15 protein-coding genes and 2 pseudogenes are annotated in these 18,492 nt (G+C 70.8%); 10 read left to right on the top strand and 7 right to left on the bottom strand.

Features of this window, described 5'->3' with window-relative positions; translation table 11 throughout:
* Positions 1–4 precede the first annotated feature (4 nt).
* Positions 5–1,987, top strand: coding sequence for a glycoside hydrolase family 97 catalytic domain-containing protein (locus AB0I77_RS31650; RefSeq protein ID WP_363286149.1), 1,983 nt, complete (start codon positions 5–7; stop codon positions 1,985–1,987).
* Positions 1,988–2,037: 50 nt separating this feature from the next.
* On the opposite strand, the gene AB0I77_RS31645 is transcribed toward AB0I77_RS31650, so the two are convergent.
* Positions 2,038–2,472 (bottom strand): Rrf2 family transcriptional regulator, encoded by a 435-nt coding sequence (locus tag AB0I77_RS31645; RefSeq protein WP_363286148.1) that lies wholly within the window; start codon positions 2,470–2,472, stop codon positions 2,038–2,040.
* A 128-nt stretch (positions 2,473–2,600) separates the two neighbouring features.
* Between AB0I77_RS31645 and AB0I77_RS31640 the strand changes: the two genes are divergently transcribed.
* From AB0I77_RS31640 to AB0I77_RS31615, 6 genes are all read left to right on the top strand, one after another.
* Complete coding sequence (locus AB0I77_RS31640; protein ID WP_363286147.1) at positions 2,601–3,350, top strand: SDR family oxidoreductase; 750 nt, start codon at positions 2,601–2,603, stop codon at positions 3,348–3,350.
* A 220-nt stretch (positions 3,351–3,570) separates the two neighbouring features.
* Positions 3,571–4,575, top strand: coding sequence for an iron ABC transporter permease (locus AB0I77_RS31635; RefSeq protein ID WP_363286146.1), 1,005 nt, complete (start codon positions 3,571–3,573; stop codon positions 4,573–4,575).
* On the top strand, positions 4,572–5,669 hold the full coding sequence (locus AB0I77_RS31630; RefSeq protein ID WP_363286145.1) for an iron chelate uptake ABC transporter family permease subunit: 1,098 nt from the start codon (positions 4,572–4,574) through the stop codon (positions 5,667–5,669). The genes AB0I77_RS31635 and AB0I77_RS31630 overlap by 4 nt, the downstream gene beginning before the upstream one ends.
* Entirely contained in the window at positions 5,666–6,511 is an 846-nt protein-coding gene (locus AB0I77_RS31625; RefSeq protein WP_363286144.1) for an ABC transporter ATP-binding protein, read from the top strand. Before AB0I77_RS31630 ends, AB0I77_RS31625 begins: the two co-directional genes overlap by 4 nt.
* Before the next feature lie 118 nt (positions 6,512–6,629).
* Positions 6,630–7,670 carry an iron-siderophore ABC transporter substrate-binding protein gene (locus AB0I77_RS31620; protein ID WP_363286143.1) on the top strand — a complete coding sequence of 347 codons (1,041 nt, stop codon included), beginning with the start codon at positions 6,630–6,632 and terminating at the stop codon, positions 7,668–7,670.
* Positions 7,671–7,693: 23 nt separating this feature from the next.
* Positions 7,694–8,206 carry a DUF5990 family protein gene (locus tag AB0I77_RS31615; RefSeq protein WP_363286142.1) on the top strand — a complete coding sequence of 171 codons (513 nt, stop codon included), beginning with the start codon at positions 7,694–7,696 and terminating at the stop codon, positions 8,204–8,206.
* A 27-nt stretch (positions 8,207–8,233) separates the two neighbouring features.
* Here AB0I77_RS31615 and AB0I77_RS31610 read toward each other — a convergent pair whose 3' ends face one another.
* From AB0I77_RS31610 to AB0I77_RS31600, 3 genes are all read right to left on the bottom strand, one after another.
* The gene (locus AB0I77_RS31610) at positions 8,234–10,723 is read right to left on the bottom strand and encodes a S8 family serine peptidase (protein WP_363286141.1); all 2,490 of its coding nucleotides are present in this window, start codon (positions 10,721–10,723) and stop codon (positions 8,234–8,236) included.
* Positions 10,720–11,367 (bottom strand): protease inhibitor I9 family protein, encoded by a 648-nt coding sequence (locus AB0I77_RS31605; protein ID WP_363286140.1) that lies wholly within the window; start codon positions 11,365–11,367, stop codon positions 10,720–10,722. The genes AB0I77_RS31610 and AB0I77_RS31605 overlap by 4 nt, the downstream gene beginning before the upstream one ends.
* 137 nt (positions 11,368–11,504) lie before the next feature.
* Positions 11,505–14,687: a SpoIIE family protein phosphatase gene (locus tag AB0I77_RS31600; protein WP_363286139.1), complete on the bottom strand. Its 3,183-nt coding sequence runs from the start codon at positions 14,685–14,687 to the stop codon at positions 11,505–11,507.
* 146 nt (positions 14,688–14,833) lie between these two features.
* Here AB0I77_RS31600 and rutA point away from each other — a divergent pair, with 146 nt between their 5' ends.
* Positions 14,834–15,916: a pyrimidine utilization protein A gene (gene rutA, locus AB0I77_RS31595; protein WP_363286138.1), complete on the top strand. Its 1,083-nt coding sequence runs from the start codon at positions 14,834–14,836 to the stop codon at positions 15,914–15,916.
* On the opposite strand, the pseudogene AB0I77_RS31590 reads toward rutA, so the two are convergent.
* Positions 15,916–16,020, bottom strand: a pseudogene (locus tag AB0I77_RS31590) (IS5/IS1182 family transposase); the annotation flags it as partial. The gene rutA and the pseudogene AB0I77_RS31590 overlap by 1 nt on opposite strands.
* 22 nt (positions 16,021–16,042) lie before the next feature.
* Positions 16,043–16,162 (bottom strand): annotated as a pseudogene (locus AB0I77_RS31585) (IS5/IS1182 family transposase); the annotation flags it as partial.
* 397 nt (positions 16,163–16,559) lie between these two features.
* Between AB0I77_RS31585 and AB0I77_RS31580 the strand changes: the two are divergent.
* Both AB0I77_RS31580 and AB0I77_RS31575 read left to right on the top strand, forming a co-directional pair.
* On the top strand, positions 16,560–16,988 hold the full coding sequence (locus AB0I77_RS31580) for a nuclear transport factor 2 family protein (RefSeq protein WP_363286137.1): 429 nt from the start codon (positions 16,560–16,562) through the stop codon (positions 16,986–16,988).
* Positions 16,985–17,599 carry a nuclear transport factor 2 family protein gene (locus AB0I77_RS31575; protein ID WP_363286136.1) on the top strand — a complete coding sequence of 205 codons (615 nt, stop codon included), beginning with the start codon at positions 16,985–16,987 and terminating at the stop codon, positions 17,597–17,599. Before AB0I77_RS31580 ends, AB0I77_RS31575 begins: the two co-directional genes overlap by 4 nt.
* Here AB0I77_RS31575 and AB0I77_RS31570 read toward each other — a convergent pair.
* Positions 17,594–18,466: a helix-turn-helix domain-containing protein gene (locus AB0I77_RS31570; RefSeq protein ID WP_363286135.1), complete on the bottom strand. Its 873-nt coding sequence runs from the start codon at positions 18,464–18,466 to the stop codon at positions 17,594–17,596. The genes AB0I77_RS31575 and AB0I77_RS31570 overlap by 6 nt on opposite strands.
* Positions 18,467–18,492 lie beyond the last annotated feature (26 nt).

Raw genomic sequence — 18,492 nt, 5'->3', positions numbered from 1 at the left:
CACGATGAGAACCGCAGGAGACCAGGACCAGCCGGGGGCGCTGTCCCGCCGGGGCGTGCTCAAGGGTGCGGCCGTCACCGCCGGGCTGGCGGCGGCCGGGCTCGGTGCCGCGCGGCCGGCCCACGCGGCGGATGCCGCCGTCGGCGCGACCGCGCGCATGGGCGGGACGGCCATCACCATGTCGGTGGTGGGCGGGGCGCTCCAGTGGTCCGCCACCCGCAACGGCCGTACGGTGATCGACACTTCGGCCCTGGGGCTCAGGCTGGGCGACGGGACCGTCCTCGGCAGCGACGTGACGGTGACCCGGAACCAGTACGGGACCGTCCACGACACCTGGTCCCCGGTGTACGGGCGCAACGCGAGCGTCACCGACCTCTACCAGGAGCAGCGCTGGACTCTCCGGGACAACGCCTCCGGCATCCGTTTCGGTGTGCAGATCCGCGCCTACCGGACCGGCGTCGCCCTCCGCTACGTCCTGCTCGACCAGGGCACCGCCACCACCGCCACCACCGTCACCATCGCCGACGAACTGACGACGTTCGTCTTCCCCGACGACACCACCGTCTACAGCGCCCGTGACGAGGACGCCTACACCCCGGTCGCCCCCGGCTCGATCCCGGTCACCGGAACGTCGAGCACGGACCAGGGCCCGCTGACCGACCTGCCGCTGACCGCCGCCCTCGCAAGCGGGTATCTCGCCTGCGTCTGTGAGTCGTCCCGGGTGAACTACCCCCGTCTGATGCTCAGTTCGGTCGCCGGGCAGCCGGGCACCCTCTCGGCCTTCCTGATGGAGCACACCGCCCGCGGCACCGGCCCCGTGGAGACGACGTCCACGGTCAGCACCCCCTTCGCCACGCCGTGGCGCGCGGTGGTGATCGGGGCCACGCACGCCGAACTGGTCGACAACGCCGAGCTGGTGCTCAATCTGGCCCCGGCGAACGTCCTGACCGACACCTCCTGGATCAGGCCCGGCAAGGTCTTCCGCTGCGAGCTGTCCACCGCCGCCGGCCTCGCGGGCGTCGACTTCGCCGTGGCCCGCGGCATCGACTACATCGAGTACGACGCCGGCTGGTACGGGCCCGAGTTCACCACCACCGACGCGACGACCCCGATCGCCGCGATCGACCTGCCGTCCGTCATCTCGTACGCCACGAGCAAGGGCATCGGCGTCTTCCTCTACGTCAACCGGCTCGCCCTGTCCGACGACGCGGACGCGCTGTTCGGCCTCTACAAGGGCTGGGGCGTCTCGGGCATCAAGCTCGGCTTCATCAACGACGGCACCCAGACGATGACCGACCAGATCACCGGCTGGGCCGAAACGGCCGCCAAGTACCGGCTGCTGATCGACATGCACGACGACGTCCGGCCGTTCGGCTACGAGCGCACCTACCCGAACTGGATCAGCCTGGAAGGCGTCCGGGGCAACGAGCAGTCCCCGACCGCCACCCACAACGTGACGCTGCCCTTCTCCCGCAACATCGGCGGCCCGATCGACTACACCATCTGCTACGGCCAGTCGCGCGACAAGACGACCAACGCCCACCAGATGGCGATGGCGGCCGTGTACTACCAGCCGCTCAACTTCCTGTTCTGGTACGACAAGCCGTCCAAGTACGCCAACACCGCGAACTGGCCCGGACTGCCCTGGTTCAACGCCATCCCCACGACCTGGGACGAGAGCAGGACGCTGGCCGGCTCGATCGGCGAGTACGTGGCGGTCGCCCGCCGCGACGGCTCCACCTGGTACCTCGGGGCGATGACCAACGAGACGGCCCGGACGCTGTCGATCCCCCTGTCGTTCCTGGACAACGGGAACAGCGAGACGAGCGGAACCTACACGGCGACCGTCTACGCCGACGGGGCCCCGGGCACCAGCCCGTTCCGGACCCCGGTCGTGGTGAGCACCCAGACCGTCACCTCGGAGACCACGCTGGATGTGGCCATGGCGAGTGCGGGCGGCCAGGCGATCATCCTGACGCCGGCCTGACGCCGGGCGGAAGGATTGGATCTGGGTGATGTCAGGGCGTAACGGGGAGGCTAGCGAGGTGCCGCGAGTACGTCCCGGAGTACGTTCTCGAGCGTGACGCGGGCCAGCTCGTGTCTCAGGGTCTCCTCGATGCCCTCGTAGATGCCCTGCATCGCCGGCTGGATGCCGTGACCCACCACGCATCCCTGGTCCGGGGTGGTGCGGTGCATCGCGAACAGCGGGCCGGGTTCCACCGCCTCGTACACGTCGAGCAGGGTCATCGACCCCAGCTCGCGCGCCAGCGACCAGCCCGCGCCCATGCCCCGCCGGGACTCCACGAGCCCGGCCCTGCGCAGCTCGCCGAGCAGCCGTCTGATCACCACGGGGTTGGTGTTCGCGCTGGTCGCGATCTGCTCGGAGGTGGCGACCTCATGGCCCTGGCGCTGGTAGAGGCCGATCCAGGCCAGCGCGTGGGCGGCGATGGTCAGCCTGCTGTTGGCGCTCATGGGCTCCTCCTCTCGGCCGCAACGCTTCATGTTACGACAGCGCAGTCGTAACAGTGAAGGTTGCAACAGCCTGTCGTAACAATTAACGTTGCGACTGCCGGGAAGGGTCAATCAACGAGGAGAGAAGAATGAGCAAGCCACTCACGGGCAAGGTCGCCCTGGTCACCGGGGGGTCGCGCGGACTGGGAGCCGCGACCGTACGGCTGCTGGCCGAGCAGGGCGCCGACGTCGCCTTCACCTATGTCAGCTCCGAGAAGCAGGCGCAGGCCGTCGTCGACGAGGTGCACGGCAAGGGAGCCAAGGCCGTCGCCTTCCAGTCCGACCAGACGGACACGAGCCGGGCGCCGGCGCTGATCGACGACGTGGTCGCGCACTTCGGCGGCCTGGACATCCTCGTCAACAACGCGGCGATCTCGGTGAGCCACACGGTGGACGACCCGGAGGCCGACACGGCCGCCCTGGACCGGATGCACGCCACCAACTACCTCGGCGTGATCGCCGTCATCCGGGCCGCCTCCCGAGTGCTGCGCACGGGCGGCCGCATCATCACGGTGAGTTCCGGACTGGGCTCCCGGGTCGGCGGCCCCGGCCGTGCCGACTACTCGGCGACCAAGTCCGGGATCGAGAGGTACACCATGGGCGTCGCACGCGACCTCGGGCCCCGGAACATCACGGCCAACGTCGTGGAGGCCGGACTGATGGAGGGCGGCATGCAACCGCCGGACCCCGAGACCCTCAACGCCCTGGTCAGCTCGCTGTCCCTGCAACGCATGGGGCACCCCGACGAAATCGCCGCGGCGATCGCCTTCCTGGCGAGCCCCGCCGCGTCGTACGTCACGGGCGCGGTGCTGGACGCCCACGGCGGCTACAACGCCTGACCCGAACCCCTGCCGCGCGCCCCGAAGGACATCGCGCCTTCGGGGCGCGCACCGCCGACGAGCTGGGCGTGCCGGTCGACGACCGGCTCCCGGGCGGCGGACGGCGGCGGCCGTTGAGACAGCGGCAGTTGAGGCGGAAGCCGCCGTTCCTCACGCCGTACTCTTGGGCCAGCCTTGGCTGACTGACCGGACAAGGACAGGGAGAAGACGGAGAGGACGCATGCCCCAAGTCGCGAGACGTCGCGTCGGCTGGATGGCCGCGGCCCTTCTCCTGCTGTCGCTGGCGGTGCTGCTCAGTCTCGCGGTCGGCAGCCGCCCGATCGCTCCCTCGGTGGTCTGGGACGCCCTGGTGCACGGCGGCGCCGGCGACGACGCCCAGGTCGTACGGTCACTGCGCCTGCCGCGGACGGTCATCGGCGTACTGGTCGGCGTCGCGCTCGCCATCGCCGGAACGGTTCTCCAGGGCATCACCCGCAACCCGATCGCCGAGCCCGGCATCCTGGGCATCAGCCAGGGGGCCTCGCTGGGCGTCGTCTGCGCCATCGCCTTTCTCGGGGTGCACACCCTGACCGGATACGTCTGGTACGCGTTCGCGGGCGCGGGTGTCGCGGCCGTCAGCATCTACGCCGTGGCCGGCAGCGGACGCGGCGGCGCCTCGCCGGTCAGGCTGGCGCTGGCGGGCGCCGCGATGAACGCGTTCCTCGCCTCGGTGATCTCGGCCGTCCTCACGACCAACGCGCGGGCCCTGGACGAATTCCGGTTCTGGGACGTCGGTTCCCTCAGCGGGCGGGACGCGTCGATCGTGGGGCAGGTCTGGCCCTTCCTGCTCGCCGGGCTGCTGCTGGTGCTGGCCATGGCCCGCGGACTGGACGCGCTCGCGCTCGGCGAGGACATCGCCCGGGGGCTCGGCCGCAACGTCGCCCTGCTCCGGGCGACCGGCGCCCTCGGCGCGACCGTCCTGACGGGTGCCGCGGTCGCCGCGGCCGGTCCCATCGCCTTCACGGGCCTCGCCGTTCCGCACATCGCCCGCGCACTCGTCGGCCCGGGGCACCGCCTGCTGCTGCCCATGGCCGCGCTGCTCGGCCCGGTGATGCTGCTCCTGGCGGACGTCCTCGGCCGGGTCGTCGTACGGCCCTCGGAGGTACCGGTGGCCGTCATGACCGCCCTGACCGGGGTGCCGTTCCTGGTCGTGCTGGTGCGCAGGAAGGCGGTGGCCGCGGCATGACCGGGATCGCCGGCCGGGATTCTCGCGCCACCCGGCACCCCGCCGTGCGTCCCGCCGGGCACGCCCTCCTGCGGGCCGGGCGCGGCAGCAGCTTCCTGGTGCACCGCAGAGCCCTTGCGGTGGGCGCCGTCCTCGCCGTCCTGCTGTCGGCCGCCGCGGTGGGCTCCCTGTGCGTGGGCGAGTCGTTCGTCGCCCCGGGCGAGGTCGTCCGCGTGCTGCTGGGCCTGCCCAGCCCGGACGACCTGGTGGTCGGCACGCTCCGGCTGCCGCGCCTGGTGACCGGCCTGCTGGTGGGCGTCTCCTTCGGCCTCTCCGGGGCGCTGATCCAGACCATGGCCCGCAACCCGCTGGCCAGCCCCGACGTCATCGGCGTGACGCACGGCGCGGGCGTGGCGACGGTGGCCGCGATGACCTTCGGCCTCACCTCGTACGCCGCCCTGCCGTACGTGTCCGTCGCGGGCGGCCTGCTCACCGCCCTGCTCGTCTATCTGCTCGCCTGGCGCGGAGGCCTCAGCGCCTCCCGGTTCGTCCTCATCGGCATCGGCATCTCGGTGGCGCTCGGCTCGCTGACCCGGCTGCTGGTGACCAAGGGCGACTACCTCGTCGCCCAGCAGGCCAAGACCTGGCTCACCGGCTCGCTCAACGGCCGCGGCTTCGACCAGGCGGCACCGCTCGCCACGCTCCTCCTGCTGCTCGTGCCGTTCCTGTTGTGGGCGGCCCGCGCGCAGCGCAGCGCCGCGTTCGACGACGACACCGCCGCCGCCCTCGGCATCCGGCTCGGCCGCGTCCGGCTCGGGCTGAGCGTCCTCGGCGTGGTCCTCGCGTCCGCCGCGACCGGTGCCGCCGGTCCGGTCGACTTCGTGGCCCTGCTCGCCCCGCAGATCGCCCGTCGGCTCACCCGCACCCCGCACATCCCGCTGGTGTGCTCCGCGCTGGCGGGCGCGCTGATCGTGGTCGTCGCGGACCTGCTGGCCCGCAGGCTCTTCTCGCCGCTGGAACTTCCGGTCGGCGTGTTCACCGCCCTGGTGGGCGCCCCGTATCTGATGTGGCTGATCATCCGCACCCGTAACGGCCGTTCCGGAGGAACCGCGTGACCGGCAACCGACTCACCGCACAGGGGCTCACCCTCGCCTACGAGGACCGTACGGTCGTGGAGGACCTGAACCTGGAGGTCCCGGACGGCAAGGTCACCGTCATCGTCGGCCCCAACGCCTGCGGCAAGTCCACCCTGCTGCGCGCCCTGGGCCGGCTGCTGAAGCCGCGTCGGGGCGCCGTACTCCTCGACGGCGCCGAACTGGCCCGCCTGCCCACGAGGAGGATCGCCCAGGTGATCGGCCTGCTGCCGCAGACTCCGGTGCCGCCGGAGGGCATCACGGTGGCGGACCTGGTCTCGCGCGGACGGCAGCCGCACCAGAAGTGGTGGCAGCAGTGGTCCGAGACGGACGAGACGTCCGTCGCCGAGGCGATGGAGCGCACCGGGACCGCCGACCTCGCCGAGCGCCCGGTCGACGAGCTGTCCGGCGGCCAGCGCCAGCGGGTGTGGATCGCCATGGCCCTCGCCCAGGACACCGACCTGCTGCTGCTCGACGAGCCGACGACCTATCTGGACATCGCCCACCAGGTGGAGGTCCTGGACCTGGTGCGCCAGCTCAACCGTGAGCGCGGACGGACCGTGGTGGCGGTGCTGCACGACCTGAACCAGGCGGCGCGCTACGCCGACCATCTGATCGCCCTGCGCGAGGGCCGGATCGTGGCGCAGGGTCCGCCCGCCGACATCGTCACCGCGGACCTGGTCCAGGAGGTCTTCGGGCTCGCCTCGGTCGTCGTACCGGATCCGGTGACGGGTGATCCGCTGGTGGTTCCCGGCCCGCCGCGATCGGTGGGGCCGGGCCGGGGTGACGGCGCCGCCGTGCCCGCGCAGCAGACCGGCACGTGATCGGAAGCACACCTTCCATACGGTCCCGTCCCGCACAGGGTTCTCTAAGGTAAGTAAGCCTCACCTAAGGCTACTTGCTCTTTCCTTTTGCTCTTTCCTTGCACGACGGGAGCCCCCCATGTTCGTCCGACGCCGCGGCCTCACCGCCGCAGCTCTCGCTCTCGCCGCCGCGCTCTCCCTGGCCGCCTGCGGCGGTTCCTCGGACAGCGGGGAGGCCGGCCCCTCGGCCGGAGCCGGCGGCAAGAAGGCGGTCGCCCAGGGCGGGGAGGACTTCGGGGACGCGGCGAAGAAGACCGCCGCGATGGGCACCGACGCGAGGCCCGGCGAGTGGCCGCGCACCATCACGCACGCCATGGGCAAGACCGAACTCGAGGCCCAGCCCAAGCGCGTGGTCGTCCTGGACGTCGGCGAGCTCGACAATGTCGTGTCGCTGGGCATCAAACCGGTCGGCCTCGCCCCCACCGAGGGTTCCCCCGAACTGCCGTCGTACCTGAGGAAGGACGCGGGCAGCCCGAAGAACGTCGGCACGATCAACAACCTCAACCTGGAGGCCATCGCCGGCCTCAAGCCCGACCTGATCCTGGGCAGCCAGCTGCGGGCCGCCGACCTGTACGACGAGCTGTCCCGGATCGCGCCGACCGTCTTCTCCATCCGCCCCGGCTTCACCTGGAAGGAGAACTACCTCCTCAACGCGGCGGCCCTCGACAAGACCGCGCTCGCGAAGGAGAAGATCGCGGCCTACGAGGGCAAGGCCAAGGCGCTCGGCGAGAAGCTCGGCGCCGACAAGCCGACCGTCTCGATGGTCCGCTTCATGCCGGACGGCGTCATCCGCCTGTACGCCAACGCCTCGTTCATCGGCACGATCCTGAAGGACACCGGCATCCCCCGGCCGGGGAACCAGGACATCGAGGACCTCGCCGTCGAGATCAGCGCCGAGAACATCGACCAGGCCGACGCCGACTACATCTTCACCGGCGTCTACGGCGACCCGAAGGCCACCGACAAGTCCAAGGCGCAGGGCAACCCGCTGTGGAAGAACCTCGGGGCGGTCAAGGACGGGCACGCCTACGACGTCCCGGACGAGACCTGGTACCTCGGCCTCGGCGTGACAGCCGCCGAGGCGGTACTCGCCGACCTGGAGGAGCGCCTCGTCAAGTAGGGCGCGTCGCGCATGATGGACCCATGGTCCCCCTGGTTTCCCCGGTCCCCCTGCGCATCCGCATCGACGCCGTCGACCTGCCCGGCCGCACCCGCCCGGCACCCGCCGACGGCAGCACCCCTGCCTACGGCAACATCCATGTCGCCGTACAGCGCCGCGACCGCCCCGCCGAACTCCTCGATCCGCAGCCCGGCGACGCCGCGTCCGCGACCTGGACCCTGGAGTGCACCGCGAGCGCCTCGGAGACCGGCACCAACGTGAAAGGCCCCTACGTCCAGGACCGGCTGGGCCGGCGGTTCATCTACCTGTCGTGGGGCACGGTCGACGAGGCGGGCGTCTTCTCGATGTTCCGCCGCGCCAAGCTCATGCTCGACGCCGTCCCCGCCGGCGTACTCGACGCCGCCGCCCGCGACGGCCTGCTGGTCGGCCGCCTGGGCCTGACCGACGCGTGCGGCGGGCCCCTCTGCGCACGCGTCGAGCCGCCGCGGATCACCTGGACCGCCGGACAGCCGGACAAGGCGCGCCCGGCGGGGTAGGGGAGGACCCCCGCCGGGCGCGCGTCCCTAGGGTGCGACGGTGACGGTCAGGGCCGTGCGGCCGACCGTCGCGGTGCCGTCGCTGTAGGCCACCACGCCGAGGTAGACGGTGGACTGCTCGGGGTCGAGGTCCTTCCAGGGCATGGTGACCTCCGGGGTGTCGCCGGCGGTCACCTGCTGGGTGACCGGGTCGGCCGGGGCCGGGTGGTCGGGCCGGGTGTCGTCGTCGATGAGCCAGGTGCGCAGGGTGTACGGCTGGCTCGTGACGCCTGCCGGCAGTGCGTACTGGTTGAGGTAGACGACGTACGTGCCCGGTGCGAGGCGGGCGTGTTCCTCGCTGCTGGAGGCCGGCTCGAACACCAGCTTGCCGCTGGCCTTGTCGACCACCCACAGGTCCAGGTCAGTGCCCGCCGGATAGTCGGCGGAGAGGATCCCCACCTGGGCGAGCCTGGTGCCCTCGGGGACGGTGATCTCGGTCCTGACCGTGGCCGGCGAGAGTTCGGCCGGCGGCTTGGTCGCGTCGAAGTCCCGGTCCGTGCCGGTCAGGGTGCCGGTCTTCTTCTCGCCCGCGTACAGGCCGTTGACCTCGGTGGTGAGCGTGCCGGTCCAGCCGGCCTTCGTGCCGAGTGTCACCGAGCCGGTCGCACCGGTACCGGTCCCCGTGGCTTCGGCGGGCGCGAAGAAGTGCTGGGCGCGCAGCGCGACGGCGCTGCGGACCCGGTGCCCGCCCTTGTCGCTGAGCAGGACCGAGCCGAACGACCAGTCGCCGTAGGCGGCGTCGGTGTGGGTGAAGGTGACCTTGTACGTGGCGGAGGCACCCGGCGCCACGGTCAGCCTCCGCGGCGAGACCGACGCCTTGAAGCCGCGCGGCGCCTTGGCCTCGACCGCGTAGTCGCCGGTGGTGTCGGCGACGTTGGTGACCGTGCGGGTGACGGTCCGGCGGCCGATGAGTTCGCCGACCGCGATGGTCGGGTAGTTCAGATCGCTCGGGGCGATCTTGGCGACGCCGGCGCAGGTGTCGTTGCCGTCCTCGTCCACGAGCCGCCCGTCGACGGCGCAGATGTACGCCTTCCAGTCGGCGGAGGTCGAGTCGTAGACCAGCCCCGGGTCGGCGGCCGAGGTCGGGACGACATGGCCGGCGCCGTAGTCGAACGGGGTGGCGGTGGCCCCGGAACGCCGGATCGGCTTGCCCGCGTTGTCGGTGGTCGTCGCCGTGGTCATCAGGGCCGACTTGACCTCGGCCGGGGACCAGTCGGGGTGCAGCCCCCGCAACACCAGCGCCAGGCCCGCGATGTGCGGCGTCGACATCGACGTACCGGACGTCACGGCCTGCTCACCCTTGAAGTCCGGGCTGCCCTTGGCGACGCCGGCCACGATGTCGAGGCCGGGGGCGGTGAGGTCCGGCTCCAGCAGGTCGCCGCCGCGGACGGGGCCGGGGCCACTGGAGGAGAACGTCACCATCTCCGGGGCCCGTTGGCGGACGGCCACGGCGGCACTCAGCTTCCCGGCGGCACCGGACCCGGCCCGCTCGGCGTAGGCCCTGACGGCCTTCCCCTGGGCGCTGGTGAGGTAGACGGAGGGGACCGCCTGAGCGACGGCGAAGGCCGTGTCGACGGGAGTGGCCACGTTGTAGAGCACGATGCCCACACCGCCGGCCTGCCTGACCTGCTCGCCCTTGTTCGCACGGGAGTCGCCGAGGACGTGCTCGCACAGCACGATCGCGCCGGTCACCTTGTCCGGGTCGAGGGTGCCGGGCAGGCACCGCTCGGCATCGGCGTCGGCCACGCCGCCGCGGGCCGCGCGCGCCGCGTCGACCAGCGGGGCGGACGGCAGGCCGAAGGCGCCGACGCCGGCGCCCGTGTAGGAGGTGCCGTCGCCGAGGGTGACGGTGGAACGGAAACCGGTGTCGTGGGTGGAGGCGGCCACGGTGGTGACCCAGGGCATCACGCTCGAGACCGTGTCGGGCCCCTCGTTGCCCGCCCCCGCGGCGATGAAGACGCCCGCCTTGGCCGCGTTGAGCAGGGCCAGTTCAAGGGTGCCGCCGAGGACCCCGTATCCGCCGATGGAGTAGTTGATGACGTCCACGCCGTCCGCCACGGCCGTCTCGAGCGCGGCGATGGTGTCGACGTAGGTGCACCCCTTGGTCCAGCACACCTTGTAGGCGGCGATGCGGGCGGCGGGCGCGAGCCCCGATATGCGGCCGGAGATGCCGGTGTCGGGGACGGCGGTCTCGACGTCCATGTTCCCGGCGGCCGCGGTGGCGGTGTTGGTGCCGTGCGAGGCGGCGTCCATCGGGGACGCCCAGTCCCGCTCGGTGGGGTCGTCGAGGCCCTTGTCGAAGTACCGGGCGCCGATCAGCTTGTTGTTGCAGCGGACTTCGTGCGCGGGGTCCTCCCCCGGGTCGCACTCGCCCTTCCACTTCCTGGCGATGACATCGGCGTCGGGGCGGGGCTCGGGCAGGGCCTTCAGCGACGGGTTGCCGGGGTCGATGCCGGAGTCGAGGACACCGAGGATCACACCCCGCCCGCGTTGCGCTGTCCCCCGGAAACCTTGCTGTAGAGGCCCTTCTCGCCCTTCAGGCCCAGGAACGCGGCGGTGTCCGGGACGGGAAGGGTGCCCGCGGAGGTGCGGGCGGAGGTGCCGGGGGCTGTGTCGGCGGCTGTGCCCGCGGGCGTACCCACAGCCGCACCGGCCCCGCTACCCGCACCGGCGTCGGCCTCGGCCGTCCGCGCCAGGGGGACCGTCTCGTTGCGGGTCAGCGAGGCGACCCCCGGCGTGCGGGCCAGCCGGTTCGCCTGGGCGGCGGTCAGCCTGGCGGCGAAGCCGTTGACGACGACGTCGTACGTGTAGAGCGGCTTGACGCCCCGGACGCCGGCGAGCACGTCGGCACGCTGCTCCTGAAGGTGCTCCTGGTAGGCGCGCACGGACCGCGTGCCGATGTCCAGCCGCTTGCCCCGCTCGGGCTTGGTGGCCTTCAGCCCGTCCGTGCCTCCGGTGTAGGAGGCCACGGGCTCCCCGGTCATCCGGATCAGATACGTTCCGGCCGAGTAGTGCTGCTTGCCCGTCCCCGTGTCCGGTGCGGCGGCCTGGGCGGGCGCCAGTGCGCCCACCGCGAGACTTCCGGCGAGCAGCGGGATCAGCACAAGCTGGTGAGGGGTCAAGTCACTGGCTCTTTCCCGATAAATGAATGTCGTTTCCACCCGTTGACGACAGCTTGTTGCCATGGGGGCGATGGGGAAAGAGATGGGGGGAAGTTACTGAGGGGTCCTCACAAGCTGTGCACAGCACATCAGTTGAGCTACAGGTCGAACTCGTCGGTGTTCAGGAACATCAGGCCCAGAGCGTCATCGGACGGCCGGGCGAGCAGGGGCTGCTCGGTCCAGATGCACTTTCCCGTCGGTGTGTAGCGGGTGCCCCAGCGCTGGGAGAGTGCCGTGACCAGTTGGAGGCCGCGGCCTCCCTCGTCGGTCTCCGTCGCGCGGCGGATGCGGGGCATCGTCAGGCTGCCGTCGAAGACCTCGCAGATCAGCTCGGCGCCGTGCAGCAGGCGCAGGCTGACCGGGCCCTTCGCGTGGCGTACGACGTTGCCGACCAGTTCGCTGGCCAGGAGTTCCGTGGTGGGGGTCAGGTCGTCCAGGCCCCAGGCGGAGAGCTGCTCGCGGACGTGGCGGCGGGCCTGGCCCGCCGCTCTCGGGTCCTCGGGCAGCGGCCAGGAGGCCATCCGGTCGTCGGTCAGGGCGTGCAGCCGGGCGACGAGGAACGCCGTGTCGTCGGCCGCCTGGTGCTCGGCCGGGAGCAGCCCGGCCGTCATGGTGTCGCAGAGGCGCTCCAGGTCCGCGGCGGTGCCGTCCTGGTGGGCGGTGCTCAGGAGGCGGGCCAGGTCGGCCATGCCCTCGTCTATGTCGCGCTTCGCCGACTCGACCAGGCCGTCGGTGTAGAGCACGAGCAGGCTTCCCTCGGGGACGTGCAACTCGACCGTCTCGAACGGCGGTTCAGCGGCGCCGAGTGGCGGGTCCGCGGCCAGCTCCGGGAAGTACACGGTGCCGTCGGGACGGACCAGGGCCGGCGGCGGGTGCCCGGCGCGGGCTATGGAGCAGGTCTGGGTGGTGGAGTCGTAGAGCGCGTACAGGCAGGTGACGTACGACTCCTCGCCCCAGCCGGCGACGATGTCGTTGAGGTGGCTCATGATCTCGTCGGGGGGCAGTTCGAGATCGGCGAGGGTGTGGACGGCGGTGCGCAGCCGGCCCATGGTGGCCGCCTCGGGCAGGCCGTGGCCCATCACGTCGCCGACGACGAGGGCGACCTGGCCGCCGGAGAGCGGGATGATGTCGTACCAGTCGCCGCCGACGTCCATGCCCTGTCCGGCGGGGAGGTAGCGGGCGGCGGCCGTGCACGCGGGCAGGTCGGGCAGGACCCGGGGGAGCAGGCTGCGCTGGAGCTCGCGGGAGCGGGTGTGCTCGGCGTCGTAGAGCCGGGCACGTTCCAGGGCCTGGGCGACGAGGGCGCTGATCGTGGTCAGCAGGGTGCGTTCCTCGTCGGTGAGACGGCGCGGAACGTCGAAGGTCACCGCGCAGACCCCGAAGGTGTGCCCGGACGCGGTGAGCGGCAGAAACGCCCACGCCTGCTTGCCGGCGCGGGCGGGCAGGTCGGCCCGCTCGGGGTAGAGCGCGGTGAACTCGTCCACGGAGGACAGGAATGTCGGGGTGCCGGCCAGGATCGCGTCCCAGAGCGGGTCGCCCGGCGCCCGCGGGGTGTTGTCGAGGACGTCGAGGACGTCGTCCGGGTAGCCCATGGATCCGACGGTGTGCAGGCGGTCGCCCTCGATCACCTGCACCACCAGGCCGGTGGCGACGAACGGCGGCAGCACCCGCCGGGCGACCGCGTCCACCACGTCCTGCGAGGTCGTCGCCTTGGCGAGCGCCGCGGTCAGCTCCGCGACCCGGGCCGCCCGCTCGGACGCGGCGCGCTCGGACGCCTGACGCTCCTGAGCCAGCCGCCGTTTCTCGGTGACGTCGGTGAAGTAGAGGGTGCGGGAGTCGGGCCCCGGCACCAGCCGCAGGTGGTAGCGGCGCCTGGTGTCCGGCAGGTGGATGTCGAAGCCGACCGGCCTGTCCTCGGCCGCGGCGATCCGGCAGCGGTACTCCAGGCCCGGGACCTGCTGTGCGTAGGGCAGATCCCACAGGACGCGCCCGAACAACTCCTCCTCGGAGAAGCCCAGCGTGCTCTCCGCCTCCAGGTTGGCGAAGGTGATCCGCCACTCGTCGTCCACGGCCAGGAAGCCGTCGCTCATGTGGCGCAGGGCGCGGCTGAGCGTGTCACGGGCGGAACGCGGCTCGTTGCTGTCCCACCCCACGCCGATCATCCGCTCGGCTTCGCCCTGTTCGTCGTACGTCGCCCTGCCGCGGGCCTGGGTCCAGCCCCACGTCCCGTCCAGTTTGCGCACCCGGTAGTCGGCCTCGTACAAGCCGTGCTCCCGGATCGCGCGCTGCGCCGCCGCGAGCGTCGGTGCCAGGTCGTCGGGGTGGACGATCCGCATCCAGTTCTCGATCTTCCCGGTGAAGTCGGCCGGTCTGGTGCCGTAGAGCTCCAGGGCGGCCTCGTCCCAGACCAGCTCGCCGGTGCGGATGTTCCAGTCCCACGAGCCGACGCTGACCTCCTTCAGGGCCTGCCGCAGGTGCTCACCGCTCAGCTCCGTCCGCGAGGGCCCCGACGGCGGCAGCGCCTGGGCCATGCGCTCCTCGGTCCAGGTGACGACGGCCCGCAGGAAATCCCACTGCCCGGGAGCGGGCTCACCCTGATCGCCCATCAGGACGGTGAGCGCCCCGATGCTGCGGTCCCCGCTGAACACCGGCACGGCGGCCAGGCCGGTGCCGGGCCACCCGGCCGGGTCGGCGGGATCGGTGAGGTCGGCGGGATCGCTGGAGTCGCTGGGGCCGATGAGGTCGTTGGAACCGGTGGGACCGTTGGTGCCTGTGGGACCGCCTGTGGGACCGTTGAGGCCGGTGAGATCGGTGAGGCCGGTGAGGTCGGCGGAACCGGTGGGACCGGCCGGACCGGAGAGGTCGGCAGGACCGATGCGATCGGCAGGAACGGTGACGCCGGCGGAACCGATGCGATCCGCAGGACCAGTGACGCCGGCGGAACCGATGCGATCCGCAGGACCAGTGACGCCGGCGGCAGGACCAGTGAGGTCGGCGGCGGGACCGGCGCTTTTCAGCGGCACCCAAACCCCGCTGCCCGCGTGCAGGGCGCGAGCCGGGGCCAACGGCCCTTCCTGGTCGAGGATTTCCCAGGAGCGGGTCAGGAGGGGCGGGAGGCCGGTCGCCGACACCAGGCGCAGCGCGGACATGGGGCCCCGCAGATGAATCGTTCCGCCCAAGGCGCCCAGTTCTGCCACCGCATGCTGAAGCGCCAGCCGGAAGACCTCACTTTCCGCGACACCGGGGTCAACCGTGCTGAGCAGAGCCAGCCGTGCGTTCATATGGCGAACTTAACCGCCCGCGCCTCATGTGAAGCAGCGCTTCGCAAGATTCTCACGCTCCGCTGTCGCCGGCCCACAGGGGCGTCAACGGTGCGGAAACAACGGCGAGTTACCTTGGATGCTCTCCCGACCCGCCAAGGAGCGGCATGGACATCGGCGTCTTCATCCCCATCGGCAACAACGGCTGGCTCATATCGAAGAGCTCCCCGCAGTACCTGCCGAGCTTCGAGCTGAACAAGGCGATCGTGCTCAAGGCGGAGGAGCACGGCCTCGACTTCGCCCTGTCGATGATCAAGCTGAAGGGCTTCGGCGGCGAGACCGAGTTCTGGGACCACAACCTGGAGTCGTTCACGCTGATGGCGGGCCTGGCCGCCGTGACCGACCGGATCAAGCTGTACGCCTCCACGCCGATCCTCGCGCTGCCCCCGGCGATCGTCGCGCGCATGGCCGTGACGGTCGACTCGATCGCCCCCGGCCGGTTCGGCGTCAACATCGTCACCGGCTGGGCGCCGGGCGAGTACTCCCAGATGGGCCTGTGGCCCGGCGACGCGCACTTCGGCAACCGCTACGAGCGTGCCGTCGAGTACGTCACCGTGATGAGGGAGCTGTGGAGCGAGGGCGTCAGCAACTTCAAGGGCGAGTTCTACGAGATGGACGACTGCGTGCTGTCGCCCCGGCCGGCGAACGGGCACATTGACATCGTTGCCGCGGGCCAGAGCAACACCGGCATGAAATTCGCCGCCGAGCACGCCGAGTTCAACTTCATCCTGGGCAGCGGCGTGAACACCCCGCTCGCGCTCTCGGACACCACGGCCACGCTCGTGGACATGGCACGGCAGACCGGCCGCGACGTCGGCGCGCTCTCCCTCTTCATGGTCATCGCGGACGAGACCGACGAGGCCGCCCAGGCGAAGTGGCAGGACTACCACGACAACGCCGACCTCGCGGCGCTCGCGTACATGGCGGGGGAAACGGCCACGGACACGACCGCCGACGACTCCTCGACAGCCCGGACCATCTCGCTGCCCGAGGGCGCCGTGAACTTCAACATGGGCACGCTGGTCGGCTCGTACGAGACCGTCGCGAGGATGCTCGATGAGGTCGCCGAGGTGGCCGGCACCAAGGGGATCATGCTGGTGTTCGACGACTTCCTCGACGGCATCGAGAAGTTCGGCACGCGCGTCCAGCCGCTGATGAAGTCCCGGTCGGGCGGGCCGGCGGCGGCCTGAGAGATGGTGGCTTCGCCGGTGAGGCGGCGGGCCATCAGATCGGCCATGGCCGGCTGGATCACGGCTTCGGAGCGGGCTGGCAGGCTTTCGTAGTCGTGGGCCAGGACCCCCGGATTCGTTGCCGTTCAGATGTTCTGGCGTGCGTTCGTCGCGGCGGTGGAGCCGGTGGCAGCCGGCGAGCCAGGACACGGTGCTCTCGACAACCCGTCGGTGGCGGCCGAGCCGTTGTGAGGACTCGATCCCCCTGCCGAAGCGCTTGCCCGCCTCACCGTCGGCGGGACTTGGCATGCCACTCTTGTCCGCCTCGACGCCCAGCGGCCGGGCCAGCCGCGCCTCGACCGACGCGATCTGCCCCCGCAGCCAGGCCATATGGGCCACCTGCCCGCCCAGCGCGCCGACGACCTCCCGGCCAGCTCCCGCTTACGCACCGCCCACCCGGCGCCATCACCCCTCTCCTCAGATCACGCTCCCAGCCTGCGGATCTCGACGCACCTTCCACGAACCAGCCACCGAGTCATCACGATTATTCGATGAGTCTCATCGCATAATCGATCCCCACGGCGAGGAACGCGGAAGTCCCCAAGCTCACCGCCGGAGCGGTCGGTCGCCGGTCGGCCCATCAGCGACACCCTCGCGAGGAAAGGTGAGTGACAGGCCGATGGATCCGTACACGGTGCAGGCGATCAACGCGATCGAGTCCCTCAAGGCGCGCTACTTCAGAAGCCTTGACACGAAGGACTGGCCCTCCGTCGACTCCGCCCTTGCCGATGACGTCGATGTCGACACGACCGCACTCGGCGGCGACCGCGTCACAGGAGCAGCGAACTACCTGGCCCTGCTGAAACGGAACTACGGCAAAACGATCACCGTCCATCACGGACACATGCCGGAGATCCAGCTCACCTCACCGGCCGTCGCCACCGGAACGTGGGCGGTACACGCGCTGATGGTCCGACCGGACGGCAAGCGTGAACTGTGTTTCGGTCATGACCGTGACAGCTACGCTCTGCGTGGCGGGCGATGGCTGATCACGGCCACCACGTCGACGCGCCTGCACCAGGACGAGTCGTGACCGCGCCGGGTCACGGCCGTGGCACCCGGGGGGCGCATGCGTTCACGCCCACCCGGCGAAGGCTCCTGATCGGGGGCGGCGCGGCAGCCCTCGGCCTGGCATCCGTGCCGGCCATGAACGCCGCCTTCGGTGCCGCGGCCGAACCGGGCAGCGTGGACCCCGCTACAGCTGTGGCCGCCACTCAGGAGATCAAACAGCTCAAAGCGCGCTACTTCCGGGCGATCGACACCAAGAACTGGGCCCTGCTCAGGCAACAGCTGACCGACGATGTCGTCGTCGACACCACTGGCTCGTTCGGGCCCAGGATGACCGGCGCGGATGAGTTCATCGGGTTCATCCGACTGACGATCGGTGCCGCCGAGACCGTCCACCAAGGACACATGCCCGAAATCGACGTGACCTCGCCGACGACAGCGACAGGAATCTGGGCGCTCCAGGATCTGCTGATCTGGCTGGGCACCGTCAAAGTGAACGGATTCGGGCACTATCACGAAACGTATTCGCTCGTCGATGGCCGGTGGCTTATCAGCAGCAGCAAACTCACCCGGGTTTATCTCGATCCGCTCGCGCAAGTGAACCTGCTCGGCTTGAAGGCCGAGATACGTCTATGACATGCGGTGCGGCTCGGAGGTGCTGATTTCCGTTGCCGTGCTGACGAGATGCCGGCCGATGGCATCAATCTCTCGCAGCGGACGGGCGACAAGGGGGTGCACGGCGAGCAGCAACGCCACATGTCCTCGGTGGTCGAATACGGGCGCGGCGACAGCGGCCACCGGTTGTTCCTCGACGGCTACGGCGTCGTCGGGAAATCCGATCGTGGCGAATTCCACCAGCAACTGGTCGAGTGTCCCTCGGATGTTCGGCGGGAACGCGATCGCGCCGCTGTCGAGCGTGTCGACCAGGCTGGCGGCGTGCGCCACCGCCGGCGAGACGTAGTCCACATCGAATCCACGTTCGCGAGTCCGGTCGAGGACGCCCTCCAAGCGCGCGGCGGTTGCCGCGCCGGCGGAAGCGGCCCGCTCGATCCAGACGCGACGCTCCTCATCGGTGCCCCAAGCCGCGAAACCGACACCGAACGGCGGCGCATAGGGGATACGGTCGCCAGGCCAGGGACTCTCCCCTCCTTCGAACGCCGTGATCACCAGAGAGTCGCCCACTCTCTCACTCACCGAGGCGGCATAGCCGAATTCGACAACCAGGTTGACCGCGGCGGCCCGCGCGGCGTGGACCAGCGGACGCGCGCCTACCGCCTCGGCCACCGGCACGAGCCCGGGGCCGAGCGTGAAGGTCTTGCTGACCGGATCGCGACTCACCCACCCGCGGTCGGAGAGGGTTTTCAGGATGGCGTGTGTCGTGGCCTGAGTCAGCTCCAGTTCACGGGCGATGTCGCTGTAGCGGAGGTCATCACCCCTGCGACTGACCAGCAACTCGATGATGTCGACGACGCGTGAAGTCGGCGCGGAGTTCGCCCCCCGCATCTTGGCTCCTTTCCCTGGGTCGCCCT

Origin of the sequence: Streptomyces sp. NPDC050619 (assembly GCF_040654815.1) — a bacterium.
GTDB lineage: Bacteria > Actinomycetota > Actinomycetes > Streptomycetales > Streptomycetaceae > Streptomyces.
Note: the sequence above shows the minus strand (reverse complement) of the source record. Positions and strands in the feature narration are given on the sequence as shown.

Bases quoted from the DNA above. Each gene is read 5' to 3' on its own strand.
- AB0I77_RS31615 (WP_363286142.1), top strand. From the start codon at position 7,694: ATGGTCCCCCTGGTTTCCCCGGTCCCCCTGCGCATCCGCATCGACGCC.
- AB0I77_RS31600 (WP_363286139.1), bottom strand. From the start codon at position 14,687: ATGAACGCACGGCTGGCTCTGCTCAGCACGGTTGACCCCGGTGTCGCG.
- AB0I77_RS31650 (WP_363286149.1), top strand. From the start codon at position 5: ATGAGAACCGCAGGAGACCAGGACCAGCCGGGGGCGCTGTCCCGCCGG.
- AB0I77_RS31635 (WP_363286146.1), top strand. From the start codon at position 3,571: ATGCCCCAAGTCGCGAGACGTCGCGTCGGCTGGATGGCCGCGGCCCTT.
- AB0I77_RS31630 (WP_363286145.1), top strand. From the start codon at position 4,572: ATGACCGGGATCGCCGGCCGGGATTCTCGCGCCACCCGGCACCCCGCC.
- rutA (WP_363286138.1), top strand. From the start codon at position 14,834: ATGGACATCGGCGTCTTCATCCCCATCGGCAACAACGGCTGGCTCATA.
- AB0I77_RS31645 (WP_363286148.1), bottom strand. From the start codon at position 2,472: ATGAGCGCCAACAGCAGGCTGACCATCGCCGCCCACGCGCTGGCCTGG.
- AB0I77_RS31570 (WP_363286135.1), bottom strand. From the start codon at position 18,466: ATGCGGGGGGCGAACTCCGCGCCGACTTCACGCGTCGTCGACATCATC.
- AB0I77_RS31620 (WP_363286143.1), top strand. From the start codon at position 6,630: ATGTTCGTCCGACGCCGCGGCCTCACCGCCGCAGCTCTCGCTCTCGCC.
- AB0I77_RS31640 (WP_363286147.1), top strand. From the start codon at position 2,601: ATGAGCAAGCCACTCACGGGCAAGGTCGCCCTGGTCACCGGGGGGTCG.